The 18,307-nt window shown below is 72.3% G+C and carries 18 protein-coding genes and 1 pseudogene; 8 read left to right on the top strand and 11 right to left on the bottom strand.

The features are described from left to right. Positions 1–4 precede the first annotated feature (4 nt). Positions 5–850, top strand: coding sequence for a transposase (locus ACO07H_RS20345; RefSeq protein WP_422017517.1), 846 nt, complete (start codon positions 5–7; stop codon positions 848–850). Between the two features lie 25 nt (positions 851–875). On the opposite strand, the gene ACO07H_RS20340 is transcribed toward ACO07H_RS20345, so the two are convergent. Genes ACO07H_RS20340 through ACO07H_RS20325 form a run of 4 tightly spaced genes read right to left on the bottom strand, consistent with a single transcriptional unit; the run spans position 876 to position 4,156 of the window. After that, on the bottom strand, positions 876–1,616 hold the full coding sequence (locus ACO07H_RS20340; protein ID WP_422017515.1) for a LytR/AlgR family response regulator transcription factor: 741 nt from the start codon (positions 1,614–1,616) through the stop codon (positions 876–878). Then, positions 1,613–2,632, bottom strand: a complete 1,020-nt coding sequence (locus tag ACO07H_RS20335) for a hypothetical protein (protein WP_422017513.1) — start codon at positions 2,630–2,632, stop codon at positions 1,613–1,615. The genes ACO07H_RS20340 and ACO07H_RS20335 overlap by 4 nt, the downstream gene beginning before the upstream one ends. A 1-nt stretch (position 2,633) precedes the next feature. Further along, on the bottom strand, positions 2,634–3,752 hold the full coding sequence (locus ACO07H_RS20330) for a sensor histidine kinase (RefSeq protein ID WP_422017511.1): 1,119 nt from the start codon (positions 3,750–3,752) through the stop codon (positions 2,634–2,636). Positions 3,753–3,775: 23 nt separating this feature from the next. Then, a complete protein-coding gene (locus tag ACO07H_RS20325; RefSeq protein WP_422017509.1) occupies positions 3,776–4,156 on the bottom strand; it encodes a hypothetical protein in 381 nt (126 codons plus the stop codon). Positions 4,157–4,417: 261 nt separating this feature from the next. On the opposite strand from ACO07H_RS20325, the gene ACO07H_RS20320 reads away from it, so the two are divergent. From ACO07H_RS20320 to ACO07H_RS20290, 7 genes are all read left to right on the top strand, one after another. Beyond that, positions 4,418–6,637, top strand: a complete 2,220-nt coding sequence (locus ACO07H_RS20320) for a penicillin-binding protein 1A (RefSeq protein WP_422017507.1) — start codon at positions 4,418–4,420, stop codon at positions 6,635–6,637. A 30-nt stretch (positions 6,638–6,667) separates the two neighbouring features. Then, positions 6,668–7,333, top strand: coding sequence for a hypothetical protein (locus ACO07H_RS20315; RefSeq protein WP_422017505.1), 666 nt, complete (start codon positions 6,668–6,670; stop codon positions 7,331–7,333). A gap of 99 nt (positions 7,334–7,432) precedes the next feature. Beyond that, complete coding sequence (locus ACO07H_RS20310; protein ID WP_422017503.1) at positions 7,433–8,149, top strand: hypothetical protein; 717 nt, start codon at positions 7,433–7,435, stop codon at positions 8,147–8,149. A 139-nt stretch (positions 8,150–8,288) separates the two neighbouring features. Then, complete coding sequence (locus ACO07H_RS20305) at positions 8,289–9,650, top strand: acyl-CoA thioester hydrolase/BAAT C-terminal domain-containing protein (RefSeq protein ID WP_422017501.1); 1,362 nt, start codon at positions 8,289–8,291, stop codon at positions 9,648–9,650. A 79-nt stretch (positions 9,651–9,729) separates the two neighbouring features. Then, positions 9,730–10,575 carry a phytanoyl-CoA dioxygenase family protein gene (locus ACO07H_RS20300; protein WP_422017499.1) on the top strand — a complete coding sequence of 282 codons (846 nt, stop codon included), beginning with the start codon at positions 9,730–9,732 and terminating at the stop codon, positions 10,573–10,575. A 135-nt stretch (positions 10,576–10,710) separates the two neighbouring features. Continuing rightward, positions 10,711–11,865 (top strand): BON domain-containing protein, encoded by a 1,155-nt coding sequence (locus tag ACO07H_RS20295; protein WP_422017497.1) that lies wholly within the window; start codon positions 10,711–10,713, stop codon positions 11,863–11,865. A gap of 172 nt (positions 11,866–12,037) precedes the next feature. Next, entirely contained in the window at positions 12,038–12,679 is a 642-nt protein-coding gene (locus ACO07H_RS20290; protein ID WP_422017495.1) for a PEP-CTERM sorting domain-containing protein, read from the top strand. Positions 12,680–12,742: 63 nt separating this feature from the next. On the opposite strand, the gene ACO07H_RS20285 is transcribed toward ACO07H_RS20290, so the two are convergent. The 7 genes and pseudogenes from ACO07H_RS20285 to ACO07H_RS20255 all read right to left on the bottom strand — a co-directional run bounded on the left by ACO07H_RS20285 (position 12,743) and on the right by ACO07H_RS20255 (position 18,305). Beyond that, entirely contained in the window at positions 12,743–13,171 is a 429-nt protein-coding gene (locus ACO07H_RS20285) for a hypothetical protein (protein WP_422017493.1), read from the bottom strand. A 114-nt stretch (positions 13,172–13,285) separates the two neighbouring features. Then, the gene (glmU, locus tag ACO07H_RS20280) at positions 13,286–14,692 is read right to left on the bottom strand and encodes a bifunctional UDP-N-acetylglucosamine diphosphorylase/glucosamine-1-phosphate N-acetyltransferase GlmU (protein ID WP_422017491.1); all 1,407 of its coding nucleotides are present in this window, start codon (positions 14,690–14,692) and stop codon (positions 13,286–13,288) included. A gap of 108 nt (positions 14,693–14,800) precedes the next feature. Beyond that, a complete protein-coding gene (locus ACO07H_RS20275; protein WP_422017489.1) occupies positions 14,801–15,415 on the bottom strand; it encodes a DUF4136 domain-containing protein in 615 nt (204 codons plus the stop codon). Positions 15,416–15,475: 60 nt separating this feature from the next. After that, entirely contained in the window at positions 15,476–16,402 is a 927-nt protein-coding gene (gene ttcA, locus ACO07H_RS20270) for a tRNA 2-thiocytidine(32) synthetase TtcA (RefSeq protein ID WP_422017487.1), read from the bottom strand. A 5-nt stretch (positions 16,403–16,407) separates the two neighbouring features. Next, positions 16,408–16,803: a dihydroneopterin aldolase gene (locus ACO07H_RS20265; RefSeq protein ID WP_422018667.1), complete on the bottom strand. Its 396-nt coding sequence runs from the start codon at positions 16,801–16,803 to the stop codon at positions 16,408–16,410. A gap of 315 nt (positions 16,804–17,118) precedes the next feature. Next, a pseudogene (locus tag ACO07H_RS20260) lies at positions 17,119–17,655 on the bottom strand (FAD-dependent oxidoreductase); the annotation flags it as partial. A 23-nt stretch (positions 17,656–17,678) separates the two neighbouring features. Then, the gene (locus tag ACO07H_RS20255) at positions 17,679–18,305 is read right to left on the bottom strand and encodes a sulfite oxidase heme-binding subunit YedZ (protein WP_422017485.1); all 627 of its coding nucleotides are present in this window, start codon (positions 18,303–18,305) and stop codon (positions 17,679–17,681) included. Positions 18,306–18,307: the final 2 nt, after the last annotated feature.

Genomic DNA, 18,307 nt, shown 5'->3' with positions numbered 1-18,307 from the left:
GCGCATGGCTCGGCCCATTCGCCTCGAGGTTGCCGGCGCGGTCTACCTGATCGGCGCCCACTGCCCGTTCGAGAGCAGCCAGCCCGCTTTTGCCGACGATGGCGACCGCGCCAAGATGCGCGCGCTGCTGGCCCAGGCGCTGCACCGTTTCGACGCCCAGGCGCTGGCCTACGCGCTGCTGCCCGACCATTACCAGCTGCTGCTGTTCACCCGCCGGGCCAACCTGTCGCAGCTGATGCGGCAGGTGAACGGCATCTACACCCAGCACCAGCAGCGCCGCCACGGCTTCACCGGTCCGTTGTTCCAGGGGCGCTTTCGCGCCGTGCTGGTGGACCGCGACCGCTACCTGCTCGATGCCTGCCGCTATGTGGACCTGACCCCGGTGCGCCAGGGCCTGGTGCGCGGCGCGGCCGACTGGCCGGGGTCGAGCTTTCGTGCGCTCAGCGGCCTGGAGCCTGCGCCGGCATGGCTGGAGGTGAGCGGGCTGCACAGCCACCTGCTGGGCCGCCCGGCGACCACCGCCGCCCAGCATGCGCGCGCGGGCGAGCGCTACGCCCGGCTGGTGGCTGCCGAGCCGGCGATGGAGCTGTGGCCCGGCCGGCTGCGCGAGCAGATCTTCCTGGGTGACGCGGCGTTCGCCGCCCGCATGCGCGCCGCCGCCATCGCGCCCAAGCGGGTCGCGCGCACCAGCTTCAACGAGTGGCTCAAGCGTGCCGGCGGCATCCGAGAGCAGGCGCTGTGGCTGGCGCATGCCGAGGGCGGCGTCGCCATGACGGCGCTGGCGGCGCAGCTCGGCCTGTCGGTGTCGCGCATCAGCCGCCTGATCGCGGCGGCGGAGCGGGCCGTTTGATGGGACGGGCGCCCCATCGCCGTGGCTACAGCTGCTTGAAGCGGTAGGCGTAGGCCGGCGAGACCTCCAGCGTTTCCGGCCGGTTCTTCAGCGTGATGCCGAGCTTGCCGCTCAGGCTGCGGCTGACCGAGCGGATCGCATGCGCATTGACGATGGTGGAGCGGTGCACCTGCCAGAAGTGCTCGCCGTCCAGGCGCTGCACCAGCTCCTTGAGCGGCACCGAGATCAGCGCCTCGGTGTCGGCCGTGACGACCGCGACGTACTTGTGGTCGGCGCGGAAATAGGCCACGTCGTCCACCGTGATGAGCTGCAGCTCGCGCCCGCGCTGCACGGTGATCCAGCGCAGCGGCTCCACGGCGGCCCCGCCCGTGGTGCGGGCCGCGAGGCCGGCGAGGTCGGCCGGCGGCTGGCTCAGGCGCTCCTTCAGCCGCAGCAACGTCTTGGCCATGCGCACCGGGTCCAGCGGCTTGAGCAGGTAGCCCACGGCGCCCTCGTCGAAGGCCTGCACGGCGTAGCGCTCATGCGCCGTGATGAAGACGATGTGCGCGCGGCGGCCGACCAGCTGCGCGACCTGCAGGCCCGACAGCCCCGGCATCTGCACGTCCAGGAAGCACACCTCGGGCGCCAGCTGCTCCACCAGGCGCAGCGCCTCGTGGCCGTCGCGCGCCAGCCCGACGACCTGCGCCTCGGGCCACTGCCGCAACAGCTCCTCGCGGATCTCGGCGGCGAGCAGGGCTTCGTCTTCGGCGATCAGCACGCGGGTCATGTGGGAAGCGGCCAGGTGAGCTTGAACACGGGCATATCTTCGATGAGCAGCACCAGCGAAGCGCCCTGGCCGTGCACCGCGTGCAGCCGCTGGGCCAGCTCGTGCAGCGGCGCGTGCCCGGCGGCCAGGCGTGTCTGCGCAAGGTCCGGCCCCAGCGCGCGCAGCCGCAGCTCGGCCACGCCGTCGCCCGCGTGCAGCGACAGGCTCCACAGCGTCGCGCCGTCATCCAGCAGCGGGCGCACCAGCGGCAGCAGCACCATCGGTGCCAGCGGCCAGTCGGGGGGATCGGCCAGGCTGGCGAGGTGCAGTCGCTCGGTGTGCTGCCCGTCGGCGCTGACGAGCCGCGCGTAGGCTCGCAGCGCGGCGACCTCGCGGCCCAGCGTGGACAGCTGCGCCTGCACATGCGGCTGCAGCGCGCGCAGCAGCTCGATGAGCGCCGCCAGCCGCGCCTGGCCGCGCTGCGGCGCCTGCGCCAACTCGGTGTCGATGACGGCCAGCCGGTCGGACAGCAGTGCCGGGTCCACGCGCGCCTGCAAGGCCAGCAGCTGCGTCGCGGCGAGCTGGCGCTCGCGCAGCGCCGCGGCGTCCTGCAGCGCCTGCAGCCGCGCCTGCGCGCGCCGCGAGAAGCGCAGCTGCGCGTACACGCCCACGCCCAGCGCGTGCCAGACCACGGTGGTGCTGGCCAGCGCGTAGTCGTTGGCCCGTGTCCACCAGTCCGCCTTGCCCAGCAGCGGGTACAGCGCCGGCGCGATCAGCCAGACGCCGCCGATGACGGTTACGGCCACGACCGCCGGGTAGGCGAGCCACGCCGGCAGCCGGCGCGCGTCGACGAGGGTGTCGGCCAGCCGCAGCAGCAGCACGGCCGGCACGCCGAACTGCAGCACGTTGTACGTCAGCGCCTCGACCGTGTCCTGCAGCGAGATGGGGTTGTTCAGCGGTGTGCCGTTGGCCACCAGCGTGGCCGCGCCCACCAGCAGCATCCAGCCGGGGTCGCCGGGTTTGAGCAGCGAGGTCATGTCACGTCCGTGATGCGTCTGTGCCCTGGACGAGGGGCAGGTGGATGCGGGCCATCAGGCCGCACGGCTGGTTCAGGTGCAGGCTCAGCCGCGCGGCGCTGCCGCAGGCGGCCAGCCGCGCGCGCAGCGTGGCCAGGCCGGTGCCGCTGCCGCTGCCGCTGCCCATGCCCGCACCGGTGTCGGCCACCTCCAGCCGCAGCAGGCGGGGTTCGCCCGGCGGCCCGTCCTCCAGGCCGGCGCGCACGACGATCTCGCCGCCCGCCACCTGCGGGCCGATGCCGTGCTTGATCGCGTTCTCGGCCAGCGTCAGCAGGCAGGTGGACGGCACGATGGCGTCGTCCAGGCCGGGCGCGATCTCGCAGCGCAGCGCCAGCCGCGCCGGGCCGATGCGGCGCTGGTGCAGCGCCAGGAAGGCGGACACCAGCGCCAGTTCGCGCGCCAGCGGCACCTCCGACTGGCGCAGCTCGGGCAGCGCGGCGGCCAGGTACAGCCGCAGGTCGGCCAGCATCGCGCGCGCGGCGTCGGTGTCGGTGTGCGCCAGGCGGCGCAGGTGGGCCAGCGTGTTGAACAGGAAATGCGGCTCCACCTGGGCCTGCAGGAGCGCGGCGCGGGCCGCATCGAGCTGGCGGGCCTGCGCCTGTTCACCCTGGTGCAGCGCCTGCGCGTCGGCGTGCTGGCGCCGGCCGCGCTGGTGGTAGTCCAGCGCCAGGCAGATGCAGGTGGACAGCGTGCCCTGCACCTGCAGGTTGTAGGGCGAGAAGAAGATGTCCGGCCCGCCGACGCGGCGCAGCGCCATGCCGACGAAGGTGCTGAGCACCGTCAGCACGACTATCTGCACCGCCAGCCCCCAGCGGTGCCCGCGCGGCGAGCGCTGCGGTGTCGGCAGCCAGGGGTGGCTGAGCGCCGCGCCCAGCCAGATCGCGTACAGCATGACCGCGATGGCCAGCCAGGCGCGGCGGCTGGGCATCAGGCCGGCGCGGCAGATGTTGTCCTCGCTGGCGAACCTGCAGTTCACCACCTCGGGCAGCAGCAGCGCCCCCGCCAGCGCCACGCACAGGAGCGCCGCCACGGCGAGGGTCCGGCGGCGCAGCAGCGGGTGGCTCGGCAGGGAAAAAGGCATGCGGGGCGGGGAGGGCGGGGCGGTCAGCGAGGCGTGGCGGCCTGGGCCACGGAGGCGGCGGGCGCGGCGGCCAGCACGGCCACCGGGTCGGCGAAGCGGATGTTAAGGACGTAGCGCTGCGGTTCGCCGGCGCGGCAGTCCAGCGAGGCCAGCGCCAGCCGCACGGGCACGTGGTAGCTGCGCGTGCCCGCCAGGGCGACGACTTGCGTGCGGCCGCGGGCATCGACATCGAACTCGACGCGCACCTCGCCGTCGCGGCCGACGCGCTGCTTGGCGCTGGCCAGCAGCTCGGACAGCTGGTCGGCGGCCTGCGGGCAGTCGGCCGGCGCGGCGAAGGCGGGAGTGAAGGCAAGGGTGAAGGCGGGCGCGGTGGCGAACAGCAGCAGCGCAAGGGTGCGGGTCATGGCGGGGGTCTCGGGGTGTTGCGATGGCGGCACCTTAGGGATCGCCGCGCGCCGGGTCAGCGCCCGCCGGACGAAGCCCGCAAACCCGCCGACGAAGGCCGCAGCGCAGCCGACGGACGCGCGGCGGCCCGGGGCCGCCGCGGGCCAGGGCCACGGCCTGGCGTCGCGCGCGCAGGCCTGGCGCCCATGACTTTCGGCAGCGCGCGAGGGCGCTAAGCTGGCGGCCCGCGAGTTCCGCGCCGTCCGGCGCCCCCACCTCCCGTGCTGCGCCGTCCCCTCGTCCTGGCCCTGCTGGGCATCCCCCTGGCCCTCGCCCTCATCGGCGCGGTCGTCGCGCTGTTCGTCTGGCAGCAGTTGCCCGCGCTGGACGCGCTGACCGACTACCAGCCCCACCAGCCGCTGCGCGTCATGAGCGCCGACGGGCAGCTGCTGGGCGAGTTCGGTGCCGAGCGGCGCCGCTTCGTGCCGCTGGCCGACATCCCCAAGCCCATGAAGCAGGCGCTGCTGGCGCTGGAAGACGCCGACTTCTACGAGCACTCGGGGCTGGACTACGGCGGCATCGTGCGCGCGTTCTTCCGCAACCTGACGCACCGCGGCCCGCTGCATGGTGCCTCCACCATCACGCAGCAGCTCGCGCGCGACATGTACCTGACCAAGGAGCAGCGCTGGTCGCGCAAGATCGTCGAGGCGCTGCTGGCGATCAAGATCGAAGGGGCGCTGACCAAGGACCAGATCCTCGAGATCTACATGAACCAGATCTTCCTCGGCAACCGCGCCTACGGCTTCGCGGCGGCGGCCGAGCGCTACTTCGGCAAGGGCCTGGACCAGTTGAGCTGGGGCGAGACGGCGCTGCTGATCGGGCTGCCCAAGGACCCCGTGCGCCTGAACCCGGTCGTGCACCTGGAGCGCGCCAAGCGGCGCCAGCATGTCGTGCTGGGCCGGCTGGAGGCCGTGGGCCTGATCACGCCCGAGCAGGGCAAGGCCGCGCGCGCCGAGACGCTGGTCATCCAGCGCCCGCGCCGCCTCTCCGGCATCGCCGACCACGCCGCGGAGCAGGTGCGCGCCGAGATGGTCACGCGCTTCGGCGAGGACGCCTACACGCGCGGCCTGACGGTGACGACGACGCTGCTGTATGCCGAGCAATCGGCCGCGCAGGAAGCGCTGCGCCATGCACTGTTCGAGCTGGAGCGGCGCCAGCCCTTCCGCGGCCCCGAGACGACGGTGGAGCTGCCCGACGACAAGGCCGAGAACTTCGACGAGGCGCTGGACGCGGCGTTCGATGCCTACCCCGACCTCGGCGAGCTGCGCACCGCCGTGCTGCTCAAGCTGGACAAGGGCGCCGCCGAGCTGGTGCTGGCGGACGGCGACAAGGTCACGCTCAAGGGCAGTGCCGTGCGCACGCTGCAGAACGCCAGGCGCGGCGCGGTGCTGCACGTGCTGGAGTCGGGCAAGAACAACTGGCAGCTCAGCCAGGTGCCGCAGGCCGAGGGCGCCGTCGTCACGCTGGACCCGGTGAGCGGCGCGATCCGCTCGCTGGTGGGCGGCTTCGACTTCACGCGCAACCAGTTCAACTCGGCCACGCAGGCCTTCCGCCAGCCGGGCTCGGCCTTCAAGCCGTTCATCTACTCCGCGATGATCGAACAAGGCGCCTGGGCCGGCACGCTGGTCAGCGACCAGCCGTTCGTGCAGGGCGACTGGGCGCCGCGCAATGCAGACGGCCAGTACGAGGATGAGCTGACGCTGCGCCAGGCGCTGGCCAAGTCCAAGAACATGGTCACCATCCGGCTCGTGCAGGCCATGGGGCCGCAGCGCGCCCGCGCGTGGGCGTCGCGCTTCGGCGTCGACGAGGACAAGCAGCCGCTGAACCTCACCATTGCGCTGGGCACGGGGGCGGCCACGCCGCTGCAGATGGCGCAGGGCTATGCCGCCTTCGCCAACGCCGGTCAGCTGCCCACGGCCTGGATGATCGACCGCGTGCAGGACTCGCAGGGCATCGTGCTGTGGAAGGCCGACCCGCCCAAGTCGCGCCAGGTCATCAGCGCGCGCAATGCCTTCATGACCTCGCAGCTGCTGGCCGCCGTGGCCCGCGAGGGCACTGCCGCGCGCGCCAGCTCGCTGCTGGGCCGCTGGGACCTGTACGGCAAGACCGGCACCACCAACGACGCGGTGGACGCGTGGTTCTGCGGCTTCCAGGCGTCGCGCGTGGGCGCGGTGTGGATCGGCTATCCGCAGCCCAAATCGCTGGGCGACCGCGAGAGCGGTGGCGGCCTGGCGCTGCCCGTGTGGGCGGCGACGATGGCCGTGGCGCTCAAGGGCCAGCCCAACACGCAGATCGCGCCGCCCGCCGACGGCCTCGTGAAGATCGGCGACGACTGGTTCTACCAGGAGTTCGCCGGCGACCTGGCCATCTCGCGCATCGGCCTGCCCGCGCCCGACGCAGCCGCGTCGGAGCCCGTGTCCGCGCCGCCGATCAACCAGTAGCCGCCTCGGCCGTCCCACGAAAGACCTGCCATGTTTCGCCCCCTGTCCGTTTTGCTCCTCGCCGGCCTGCTCGCCGGCTGTGCCGGCATCCGCGAGGCGCGCATGGCCGTGCCGCCTTCGTTGTCCGGCGTGCCGGAGGAATCCTTCGGCCAGGTCGGCTGGGGCCGCAAGGGCGAGTTCCTGCTGGGCGGCCAGACCGTGCGCTATGAGCGCGGCGCGGACCGCGTCTCGCTGTTCGACAGCCTCAGCTACCGCCGCGCGCCGCTGCGCTTCACGTGGGTGACGGCCGCTGGCGACAGCAACGCCGATTGCAAGGCCCAGCAGGCGGAACTGAGCCTGGGCGTGCTCAGCGGCGCCATCAAGCCGTGGACGCTGACCTGCCGCTGGAGCGGTGCCTCCAACGCCACGCTGACCATCGGCCAGGCGCGTGGCCAGGCGGTGCGCCAGTCCCGCGAAGGCAGCTACCAGCGCGGCGAACTGACGCTGGGCCTGCGCTCCGTGCACAGGCTCGAAGGCAGCGGCCTGGCGCTGCAGGAGGCCGTGGGCTACGAGATCGTGCGCGAGGGGCAGGTCATCGGCAGCGTGGACCTCAGCCGCGGCGTGCCGCACCTGCGCCGGCCCGACCCGCGCACGCCGCTGGGCCAGGCCGTCACCGAGGCGGCCTTGGCACTGGCGCTGGTCTGGGAACCGAGCTGACACCACGGCGCCGTCGCGTTAACGACCCGCTACGCTGGGTAACAGTTGGGCGGCCTGTGCCGCCCTAGAGTCGGTCTCAGTGCCCCAGGAGGACCGCCCATGCGCCGTTGCCGCTCGCCCGCTGCCTTGTCCCTGTGCCTGTGCCTGCCGTTGCTGCTGGCCGGCTGCGCGGCCAGCACGGTGCCGACCGCGCGAGAGGCGCAGATGGCGCCCATGGCGCGCATGGCGTTGCCGGCGTCGGTGGCCGAGGTGGCGGAGGAGTCCTTCGGCAAGCCGGCCTGGGAGCGCCGTGGCGAGTTCCTGCTGACCGGGCAGACGGTGACCTATGAACGCAGCGCCGCGCGGCTGTCGCTGTTCGAGGACTTGGCGGCGCCCACCGGCTGGCTGAGTTACACCTGGGCCGGCCCGGCGGGCGCGACGCGCGCGGACTGCGTCGGGCAGCCTGCGGCGTCGACCACCAACAGCCGCCTCGTGTCACCCCGGCCCTGGGCCTTGCACTGCACCTGGACCGGCGCGTCCAGCGCCATGCTGCAGATCGGCGAGGGCCAGTTGCGCGAGGGCCGGCTGAGCCGCGAGGGCAGCTACCGGCGCGGCGAGCTGACCCTCGGCCTGCGCTCGGCGCATGTGCTGGAAGGCGACGCCACGCCGCACACGACGGCCGTGGGCTACGAGCTGCTGCACGAGGGCGTGGTGGTCGGCAGCGTGGAGCTGAGCCGCGGCGTGCCCAGGCTGCGCCGGCCCGACCCGGCCACGCCGCTGGGCCGTGCGGTCACCGAGGCGGCGCTGGTGCTGGCGCTGGCCTCCGAGCCGGGCTGACCGGGCGCCTTTCGTCGCGACATTCGTCTCGCCCTCCGTCTCGCCACCCGTCGCGCCCTTCGGCGATTCGTCGCCGCCGGCTGGAGGCGGCGGGTGGGCGTGGGCAGCATGAAGCCCATCCCAACCCCGGAGCGCCTCCATGCCGTTTTGCCGCCTGATCGCCGCCTGCGCCGTTGCTTCGCTGAGCCTGCCGCTCGCCGCGCAGACCTTGACTGTCCGTCCCGGCCCCGAGGTGGTGGCCGGTGAGCCGCTGCACCTCGCCGTCGAAGGCGCCCGGCCCGGCGCGCGGCTGACGCTGCGCGCGAGCCGCAGCATCGCCGCCGAGGGCGGTGCCCGCGCCTTCCAGTCGCAGGCGGTCTTCGTGGCCGATGCGGCGGGCCGCGTCGACGTGGACGCGCAGGCGCCCGTCGAGGGCAGCTACCGGCATGCCGATGCGCGCGGGCTGTTCTGGTCGATGGCGCCGGTGGCCGGCGGCGCTGCGCCGGACGCGTCGCGCGCGGGCGAGGTGGTGCTGCAACTGCTGGACGGCGACCGGCCGCTGGCCGAGCGGCGCGTGCGGCTGCTGCCGCAGGCCGCCGACGTGGTGGTCACCGAGCCGGCCGAGTTCCCCGGCGCACGCTTTGCGACGCCCGGCGGCGCGGCCCGGCGGCCGGCGCTGATCGTGTTGGGCGGCTCCGAGGGGGGCAGCCTGGCCGCGCGCACGTCGGCGCCGTTGCTGGCCTCGCAGGGCTACGCGGTGCTGGGCCTGCCGTACTACTCGCCGCCCGGCTGGAGCCCGCAGGGCCCGACGCCGCCGGAGCTGCCGGCCCTGCCGGGCTCGTTCGTCGACATCGAACTCGCGCGGCTGGCGCAGGCGCGGGACTGGCTGGCCCGCCAGCCCGGCGTGGACGCGAGCCGCATCGGCGTCTACGGCGTGTCCAAGGGGGCCGAGTTCGCGCTCGCGGCGGCCAGCCGCATGCCGTGGATCAAGGCCGTGGCCGCCATCGTGCCCAGCGACGTGATCTGGGAAGGCTGGGGCAGCCAGGCGCCCGAGGCCGACAAACGCTCCTCCTTCGCCTGGCAGGGCCAGGCCTTGCCCTGGGTGCCGTACGAAGGCTTTGCCGAGGAGTTCGCCGGTGCCGCGCAAGGCCAGCCCATCCGCATCCGGCGGCCGCTGGACAAGGGCCGCGCCGCGCACCCGCAGCGCGTGGCGGCTGCGCGCATCGAGGTGGAGAAGATCGCCGCGCCGGTCTTCCTCGTCGGCGGCGGTGACGACCAGGTCTGGGACTCGGCCGGCATGGCCCGGGCCATCGCGGCCCGGCGCGCCGACGCCGGGCTGGCGACGGTGGCGCTCGTCTACCCGCAGGCCGGCCACGCGCTGTCGGGCCACGGCTGGAGTCCCACGACCACGTACAACGAGGGCCTGATGAAGTTCGGCGGCCAGCCCGAGGCCGACGCCCGGGCGCAAGGCGAGGCCTGGCCGCGGCTGCTGGCCTTCCTGCGCGAATCGCTCGGCCGCTAGCCTTGTCGGTCAGCGAGCAGGGCGCGCACGGCCGGCGCCGCGTGCGGGCCACAATCCGCACACATCCCTGCCGCAGCCCATGAACATCGACGCCGACCGCTACGCCGACCAAGGTTTCCTCGTCATCCCGCGCTTCAAGTCCGCGGCCGACATCGCCGCGCTGCGCGCCCGCGCGCTGCAGATCGTCGAGGCCTTCGACCCCGGCGAGCAGCGGCCCGTCTTCACGACCGAGGAGCAGCAGCGCCACGTGGACGACTACTTCCTCGACAGCGGCGACCAGGTGCGCTGCTTTTTCGAGGAAGAGGCCTTCGACGCCGCCGGCCGGCTGCGCGTGCCCAAGGAACTGGCCATCAACAAGATCGGCCACGCGATGCACGACCTGGACCCGGTGTTCTCGGCCTTCTCCAAGGGCGAGGCGCTGCGCGGCGTGGCCGGTGCGCTGGGGCTGGCCCGGCCGCAGGTCTGGCAGTCGATGTTCATCTTCAAGCAGCCCGGCATCGGCGGCGAGGTGCGCTGGCACCAGGACGCCAGCTTCTTCGAGAGCGACCCCGTCACGGTGACGACCTTCTGGTTCGCGCTGGAAGACGCGACGCTGCAGAACGGCTGCCTGTGGACCGAGCCGGGGGGCCACCGGGGCCGGCGCGGCGTGCTGCGCGAGCGCTTCGTGCGCGAGGGCCGCAAGGCCTGGATGGAGCCGGTCGACGCGACGCCCTGGCCCGCGGCCGACTCGACGGAGGCCGTGCCGCTGGAGGTCGAGGCCGGCTCGCTGGTCGTCTTCCACGGCCTGCTGCCGCACTACTCGGCCGCCAACCGCTCGGACAAGTCGCGGCATGCGTACACGCTGCACGTGACCGACGCCGCCAGCCGCTACTCGACACGCAACTGGTTGCAACGCACGGCGGCATTGCCCGTGGCAGGCTTCTAAACCTGCTCACAGCGGACACATCTGCTCACGGGCGGGGCGGGTTGTCCTACGGGGGGAGGCACCCTGGGACTGCACGGGCGGGGCGGCGGCGTCCCAACAATGACTTCATCGCACCCATCGAAACAGGAGGCCGTGATGAAGTTTCCCAAGTCCGTACATGCCGAAGGCTGGCTCGATCACATCGAGACGACCAAACCCGAACACATGCCCGAAGCGCTGTCCGCCCACGCGGCTGCGCCGTTGAGGCGGCCGGTGACACCGCTGGCGTCGCCCGCCGCGGCGTACCGCGTTGATGACGTCCAGCGCGAGCGAATCGCCACGCCCACGCCGGTCGCGGCCGCCAGCGGGTTCACGGTGCCACCGTCGCCCACGGTGATCGAGCCGCGCCAGTACGCGGTCACGCCTTGGGTGATCGGTGCAGGCGCTGGCGCGGTGCTGATCGCGGTAGCCGTGATGATGTCGCGCGGCTTCGCGCCGTCCGTCGAGCCGATGGCCACACCGCCCGCCACGGTGGTGGGCGAGGTCAAGCCGTCGCCCGAGGATGCGCAGCTCGCCGCCGAGCCCACCGCCGCCGGCCCGGTGACGGCAACACCTGACACCTCGCCGGCCCCGGCCGAGCCGGTCGTGGCGGCTGCCAAGCCGGCACCCACACCCGCACCGGTCGCGGAGGCGCCCCGCGTCGTTGCCGCGGCGCCCACGACGCCGCCTGCACCCAGGATGCAGGCCCCCGCACCCAGCCCGGCGCTGCAGCCGCTGCAGCCGGTCACGAAGACGCTGAGCCCGGCCCCCGAGGTGCTGGCGCAGGCCGCGCCGCCGGTGGCGTTGCGTGACCCAGTGACGCCGGTGCCGACTGCGCCGATGGCAGTCACACCGCCCCAGGCCCAGCCGCTGACCGCGCCCCCGGTCACGACGGCGCCCGACCCGGTGGCGCCGCCCAGCACCATGCCCGACGTGACGCCGGTGCCGGTCACGCCGCCGCTCGCCCAGGCCCAGCCGCAACCTCAGCCGCAGCCCGCTGCAGCCGACGACGCCGGCATCACCGTGAAGGTCAGGACTGCCCTGGCCACCGATGCGACGCTGGCCGCCGTGCCCATCGCCGTCAGCACGGATCATGGCGTCGTGAAGCTGGAAGGCCAGGCGCCCGACACCCAGGCCCGTGAACGTGCCACCGTGGTGGCCGCCGCGACCCAGGGCGTGAAGGCGGTGGACAACCGCCTGACGCTGCCGCCGGTGGCCCTGCTGCAACAGCAGTTGGAGCCCCAGCAGATCGCGCGCGCGCCGGGCAACTGACGCCCGCATCGCTCTGCAGCACCGACGCCGACACCCGCAGCTGCGGGTGTCGGCGTCATTGACATCCACACGACGGCGTTCCTGCGGAGCCGGAATCGTCTCCCATGAAGGGCGGGGATTGGCATTGATCTTGCGTAGACGAGCCCATTTCAAACTGACGAGGGTGCTCGACATGCAAGCCTGGCTCAAATCAACGTTCGGTGCCGCCGTGATGGCGGCAGCCCTGGTGGCGCCGGCACACGCCGATCTGGTGCTGGACCTCACGTCCGGCGGCACGCCCAACGCGTGTGGCAGTTGCTCGGGGGGTGTGACCTACGGCTGGGCGTTTACGGTCCGCAATGCGATCACGATCGATGGCCTGGGCATGTGGGACTTCGGCGCCGACGGGCTGGGCCAGCCCGCCGTGCAGATCGGCGTTTGGTCCAGCGCCGGCACGCTGCTGGCCTCGACCACGGTGACCGACGCCAGCACGCGTGTGGCTTCGGCCAACTCGGCCGGCGACTGGCTGTTCGAGTCCATCGCCACCCTCACGCTGGCCTCGGGCAGCTACCGCATCGGCGCTCTTTTCAACCAGACCACGCCGATCGCCCAGACCAGCAGCCCGTACACGACGATCTCCGACGTGACGGTGACGGGCGGAGTGGCCGCCAACGGCACCGGCTTCCGCGACCCGACGTCTTCATTCACCATCCCCATCTTCGGCCCGACCATGCATCTGGCCGACGCCGCCCCACTGCCCGAGCCGGCCAGCTTTGCACTGGTGGGCGTGGCCCTGCTGGGTGTTGGCGCCGCGAGCCGCCGTCGCGCCCGCTGAACATCGACCCCGCAAACGCAAATGGCGCCGATGGCGCCATTTGTTTTGGGAGCAGCACCGGCCTCAGTGGCAAAGCTGCGCGCGGGCCGGCGCCAGTTCCGCAGTGATGAGCACCTCCTCGGTGACGTCACGGGCAGCTTCGAGCTGCAGGCAGAGTTCGGTGATGCCGTCGTCGCGGCCACCCACCACGTCGGGCAGCGGCGCGGTGGCGATGTCGGTGGGCAGGTCGGCCAGCGCGCCGATCAGCTGGAACAGCAGCTCCAGGCTGGCTTCGCCGTCCTGCGGCAGGTCGCGCGCGGCGCCCAGGCTGCGGGCCAGGTACCAGCAGGCTTCGGCCGCGTTGTCGCAGGCCTGCGCCTTGAGCTCCAGCGCGCGGTTGCGGGCCTGCTGCTCGTCCTCCAGCTGCCGGGCCTCGACGACCACACAGGCGCCCAGGTCGGCCGGGACGGCATCGTCTAGCGAGAACGCGGCGAGGTCGAGATCTTTGGCCATGGGGACAGCGGTTCGTGGTGGCGTGATCCTAACGGCGCGCCGGGTGGCAGGCTGGCCCCGCAGACTGGGCTTCGTGGCGCAATCGCCGGAACAAAGTCACGCCGACCCCGCAATTCAGCGCTTCTTCGCGGGCCGGCTCCAGCCGGCCAGCGCCACCTGCTTGCCGCGGGCCACGGCCAGCTCGCCGGGCTTGACGTCCTTGGTGATGGTCGAGCCGCCGCCGATGGTGGCGCCCGCGCCCAGCGTGACCGGTGCCACCAGCACGCAGTTGGAGCCCACATGCACGTCGTCGCCGATGGTGGTGCGGTGCTTGTTGGCGCCGTCGTAGTTGGCCGTGATGGCGCCGGCGCCGTAGTTGACGCGCTCGCCCACGGTGGCGTCGCCCAGGTAGGCCAGGTGGTTGGCCTTGGCGCCCTTGGCGAGCGTGGAGTTCTTCACCTCGACGAAGTTGCCGATGTGCACCTCGGCGCCCAGCTGCGCGCCGGGGCGCAGGCGGGCGAAGGGGCCGATCAGCGCGCCTTCGCCGACACTGGCGCCTGCGGCTTCGCCATCGATGTGCGTGAACTCGTGGATGCGCGCGCCCGCGGCGATGGTCGCGTTGCGGATCACGCAGTTGGCACCGACGCGCACGCCATCGCCGAGCTGCACCCGGCCTTCGAAGACGCAGTTCACGTCGATCTCCACGTCCTGCCCGTGCGTCAGCGTGCCGCGCAGGTCGAAGCGGGCAGGGTCGGCCAGGCGCACGCCGGCACGCATCAGCGCAGTGGCCTGCTGGGCCTGGAAGGCGCGTTCGAGCTGGGCGAGCTGCACGGGGTCGTTGACGCCCAGCACCTCGGTCTCGCTGTGCGCATGGATGCCCAGCACCGGCAGCCCTTCGGCGACAGCCATCGCGACGATGTCGGTCAGGTAGTACTCGCCCTGGGCGTTGTCGTTGGTGAGCTGGCCGACCCAGCGCTTGAGCGCCGCCGTGGGCGCGGCCATCATGCCGCTGTAGCCCTCGCGGATGAGGCGCTGCGCGGGCGTGGCGTCCTTGTGCTCGACGATGGCCAGCACGCCGCCATCGTCGGCGTTGCGGATGATGCGGCCGTAGCCGGTGGGGTCGGCCAGGTCCACGGTCAGCAGCACCAGCGCGTGGCCGGCGCAGGCGTCGATGAGGGCCTTGGCCGTGGCCGTCTCGATCAGGGGCACGTCGCCGTTGAGGATCAGCGTCGTGCCTTCGCCCTGCAGCACCGGCACGACCTGCTGGATGGCGTGGCCCGTGCCGAGCTGCGGCATCTGGCGCACGAAGCTGATGCCACCTGCGGCTTGCGCTGCAGTGCCGATGTCTTCGGCGACTGCTGCCTCGACCTGGTCCGCGCCATGGCCCGTGATGACGATGCGCGTCGCGGCGGCCAGCGGCTCGCCGCTTTTCAGCACATGGGCCAGCAGTGAGCGGCCGGCGAGCTTGTGCAACACCTTGGGCGTTGCGGACTTCATGCGGGTGCCCTTGCCCGCCGCCATGATCACGATGTTGAGCGCCATGCCTGCCTTGCGACTGCGTTTGAACGAAGCCGCGATTATGGGCAGGCTGGCGGGCACCGCCGGCCTGGCGGGGCGGTCAGCGCGCTTGGGCGCGCGCTCGGTGCGCCGTCAGCGCACCACCTGCACGCTGACGCGGTGCGGCTTGGGCTCGATCTTGGGGAAGTCGGCCATCGCGGCGTCGAAGAGGGCGCCGATCATCGTCTCGCCGCCCACCGTCATGCCCTCGTTGCTGGCGTGCGTCTCGAACAGCGCCTCGCCGCTGGCGCGGTCCCGCAGCAGCACGGCCACGGCGCGGTCGTAGCGGCGGTCGAAGAAGGGGTCCTGGCGCCAGCCCCAGCCAGCGGCGTAGCCGTAGCGGGGGGAGATCAGCCGGCCGCGCCAGCGCCACCAGAGCGGGTCGTCCCAGGGCACGGGGTCGTAGGCGGTGATGCGTGCACCCAGCGTGACGAGCACGTCGGCCGTTTTGGGGTCGGCGGCGGGCTTGAAGCCGGCCCTCTCCAACCCGGTGGCGGCGGCTTTCTCCAGCGCGTCCTGGCGCTTGGAGGCTTCGTCGCTTTGCTGCTGCGAAGGCAGGCGGTCGAAGGCGTAGGTGCCGGTGTTGCGGCCGGCCGGCCAGTTGCCGTAGCTGGAGACATCAGCCGACACGGTGTAAGGGCCGGCGCAGCCGGTGACGGCGACGAAGGACGCTGCGGCCAGGGCGGTGAGGATCAGGCGGCGGTTCATGGAACACCTCCGGGGATGCGATGAAGGAATTCTGGACCCGCGAGTTTGCCCGCGTGTGAATCACCTTATCAGAGAGATAACCGACGCCTTGTCGGACGGCGCCGCGCAAGATTCATCGTCGTCGAACGCGATGTCGCCATTGGGCTCGGCCTGGCCGGTGGCGCGCATGGTCTCGAACGGGAACAGCTTCTTGTCCATCATGTGCGACGGCACGATGTTGCCCATCGCCGTGAAGATGTTGTCGATGCGGCCGGGGTAGCGCTTCTCCCAGTCGTTGATCATGGCCTTGACCTGCACGCGCTGCAGGTTCTCCTGGCTGCCGCACAGGTTGCACGGAATGATCGGGAACTCGCGGTGCTCGGCCCAGCGCACGAGGTCGGGCTCCTTCACATAGGCCAGCGGGCGGATGACGACGTTCCTGCCGTCGTCGCTGACCAGCTTGGCCGGCATGCCCTTCATGCGGCTGCCGAAGAACATGTTCAGGAACAGCGTCGTGACCATGTCGTCGCGGTGGTGGCCCAGCGCGATCTTGGTGGCACCCAGCTCGCCCGCCACGCGGTACAGGATGCCGCGGCGCAGGCGCGAGCACAGGCTGCACGTCGTCTTGCCTTCGGGGATGAGGCGCTTGACGATGGAATAGGTGTCCTGGTTCTCGATGTGGAAGTCCACACCGCGCGAACGCAGGTAGTTGGGCAGCACCTCCTCGGGGAAGCCGGGCTGCTTCTGGTCGAGGTTGACCGCCACCAGGCTGAACTTGACGGGCGCGCGCTGCTGCAGGTTGATCAGGATGTCCAGCATCGCGTAGCTGTCCTTGCCGCCGGACAGGCACACCATGACCTTGTCGCCGTCTTCGATCATGTTGAAGTCGGTGATGGCCTGGCCCACCTGGCGGTGCAGGCGCTTGGACAGCTTGTTGATCTCGTGCGCGGCCTTCTTGTCGGCGGCGCCTGCGTCGAGTTGGGTGTCGATATCGATGACTTCGGGCATTGGACTCACCATGCACCCAGTTCGGTGCTGATTGCGACTTCGCAGTCGGGAAAGATTTCGAGCTTGGTCAGCTTCAGGCGCACGCCGACGACGCCGGGCAGGCTCATCAGCCGGTTGCAGAGTTTGCCCAGCAGCGCCTCGACGAGGTCGGTGTGCTCGGCGGTGCACTCGTCGATGATGGCCGTGCGCACGCGGCGGTAGTCCAGCACGTGGCCGATGTCGGCATCGCGCGCGACAACCGGCAGCGCGCCCAGGTTCACTTCGGCATCGACCTGGATGGGCTGCGGCCCGGTGCGCTCGAAGTCCAGCACACCCAGGTTCGCGCGAAAGCGCAGGCCTTGCAGGTGGATGACCTGGCGGTTGTTGTGCCGCTGCGGCGCAGCCGCGGCCTGCGGGCGCAGCGCCTGCTCGATCTGCTTGGCCGCCTGCACGCCGTCGGCCAGCGCGGTCTGCACGCAGGGGTGCCAGCGGCCGCTGGCGTCACCGGCCACGAAGGCGTGCTGGCGGGCGTGCGCGTCCAGCAGCGCGAAGGCCGACGGCTCGGGCTCGAAGCCCAGCAGCACGGCGGCGTGGCCGAAGCGCTCGGCGCCCACCGTCACGCCATCGGCGTCCGGCAGCAGCGCCTCGGGCAGCGGCGTGGACAGGCGCACGGTGACGCGGGCGTGGCGTTCAACGCGCTCGACCAGGTGCGTCTGCGCGCGCCAGCCGCCGCGTGCCCAGACGGTCACGTCCAAGCCGCGGTCCGCCAGGAAGAGGGCGTTCTCGGCCGCGTTGTCGCCCGCGCCCAGCAGCAGCACGCGGCCCGGGGCCAGCGTGGCGCGCTGCGCGGTCAGCTCGGCCGCGTCCATCACGCGGGCGTGGGGCGACGCGAAATAGCGCGACGGGCGCAGCAGCCGCAGGCCGGTGGCCACCAGCAGCGCGCGGGCCTGGATGCGTTCGCCACCGGCGAGCTGCAGCGCCCAGCCGTCTGACGCCAGCCGCGCAGACTCGACCTGCGCGCCCAACCGCAGCGCCAGGCCCGGCGTGGCGCGCGCCTGGGCGGCGTAGTGCTCGGCCAGGTCGGCCAGGCGCGCGGCGGGCTCGCCCAGCACCCAGTCCTGCGTGAAGTCCAGCGCCGCCAGCGCGGCGCACAGCCGGGGCTCGCGCTCGACGAGCAGCGTCGTCAGGCCGAGCTGGCCCAGCCAGGAGGCGGCGCTGCAGCCGGCGGGGCCGCCGCCGAGGATGGCGACGTCGATGGAGGTGGGGTGGGGCATGGCGGTCCGGGAAGAACCGCGAATTATCCCAGCGAGGCCCGCCTGGCACCCAGGCGTTTCCAGAGCCGCCACCCCAGCAACACCGCCAGGATGGCGCCGTAGATCGCCGGCTCGGCGAAGTTGTGCTTGCCCGCGCGCATCCAGATGAAGTGCAGCAGCCCGATGACGCCGACCGCATAGACCAGCTTGTGCAGCGCCTGCCAGCGCTTGCCGCCCAGCGCCTTGATGGCCTTGTTGAAGCTCGTCAGCGCCAGCGGCACCATCAGCGCCCAGGCCGTGAAACCCATCAAGATGAAGGGCCGCTTGGCAATGTCGCGGGCGATGTCGTCCAGCGCCAGCCCCATGTCCAGCCAGCCGTAGGCCAGCAGGTGCAGGCTGGCGTAGACGAAGCTGAACACGCCCAGCATGCGCCGCATGCGCGCCAGCGCCGCCAGCCCGGTCAGCTCGCGCAGCGGCGTGATGGCCAGCGTCAGCCACAGGCCGCGCATCGTCCAGTCGCCCAGCCGGCGGATCAGCGCCTCGGCCGGGTTTGCGCCCAGCTGGTTGGCCACGGCGCCGTAGACCAGCCAGGCCAGCGGCAGCGAGCACAGCACGAACAGGACCGGCTTGGCGGCCGGGTGCAGCAGGGCCGCCGACAGCGCGCGCTTCATCG

This window comes from Roseateles sp. (assembly GCF_965229315.1).
In the GTDB taxonomy this organism is placed as follows: Bacteria; Pseudomonadota; Gammaproteobacteria; order Burkholderiales; family Burkholderiaceae_C; genus Pelomonas.
Note: the sequence above shows the minus strand (reverse complement) of the source record. Positions and strands in the feature narration are given on the sequence as shown.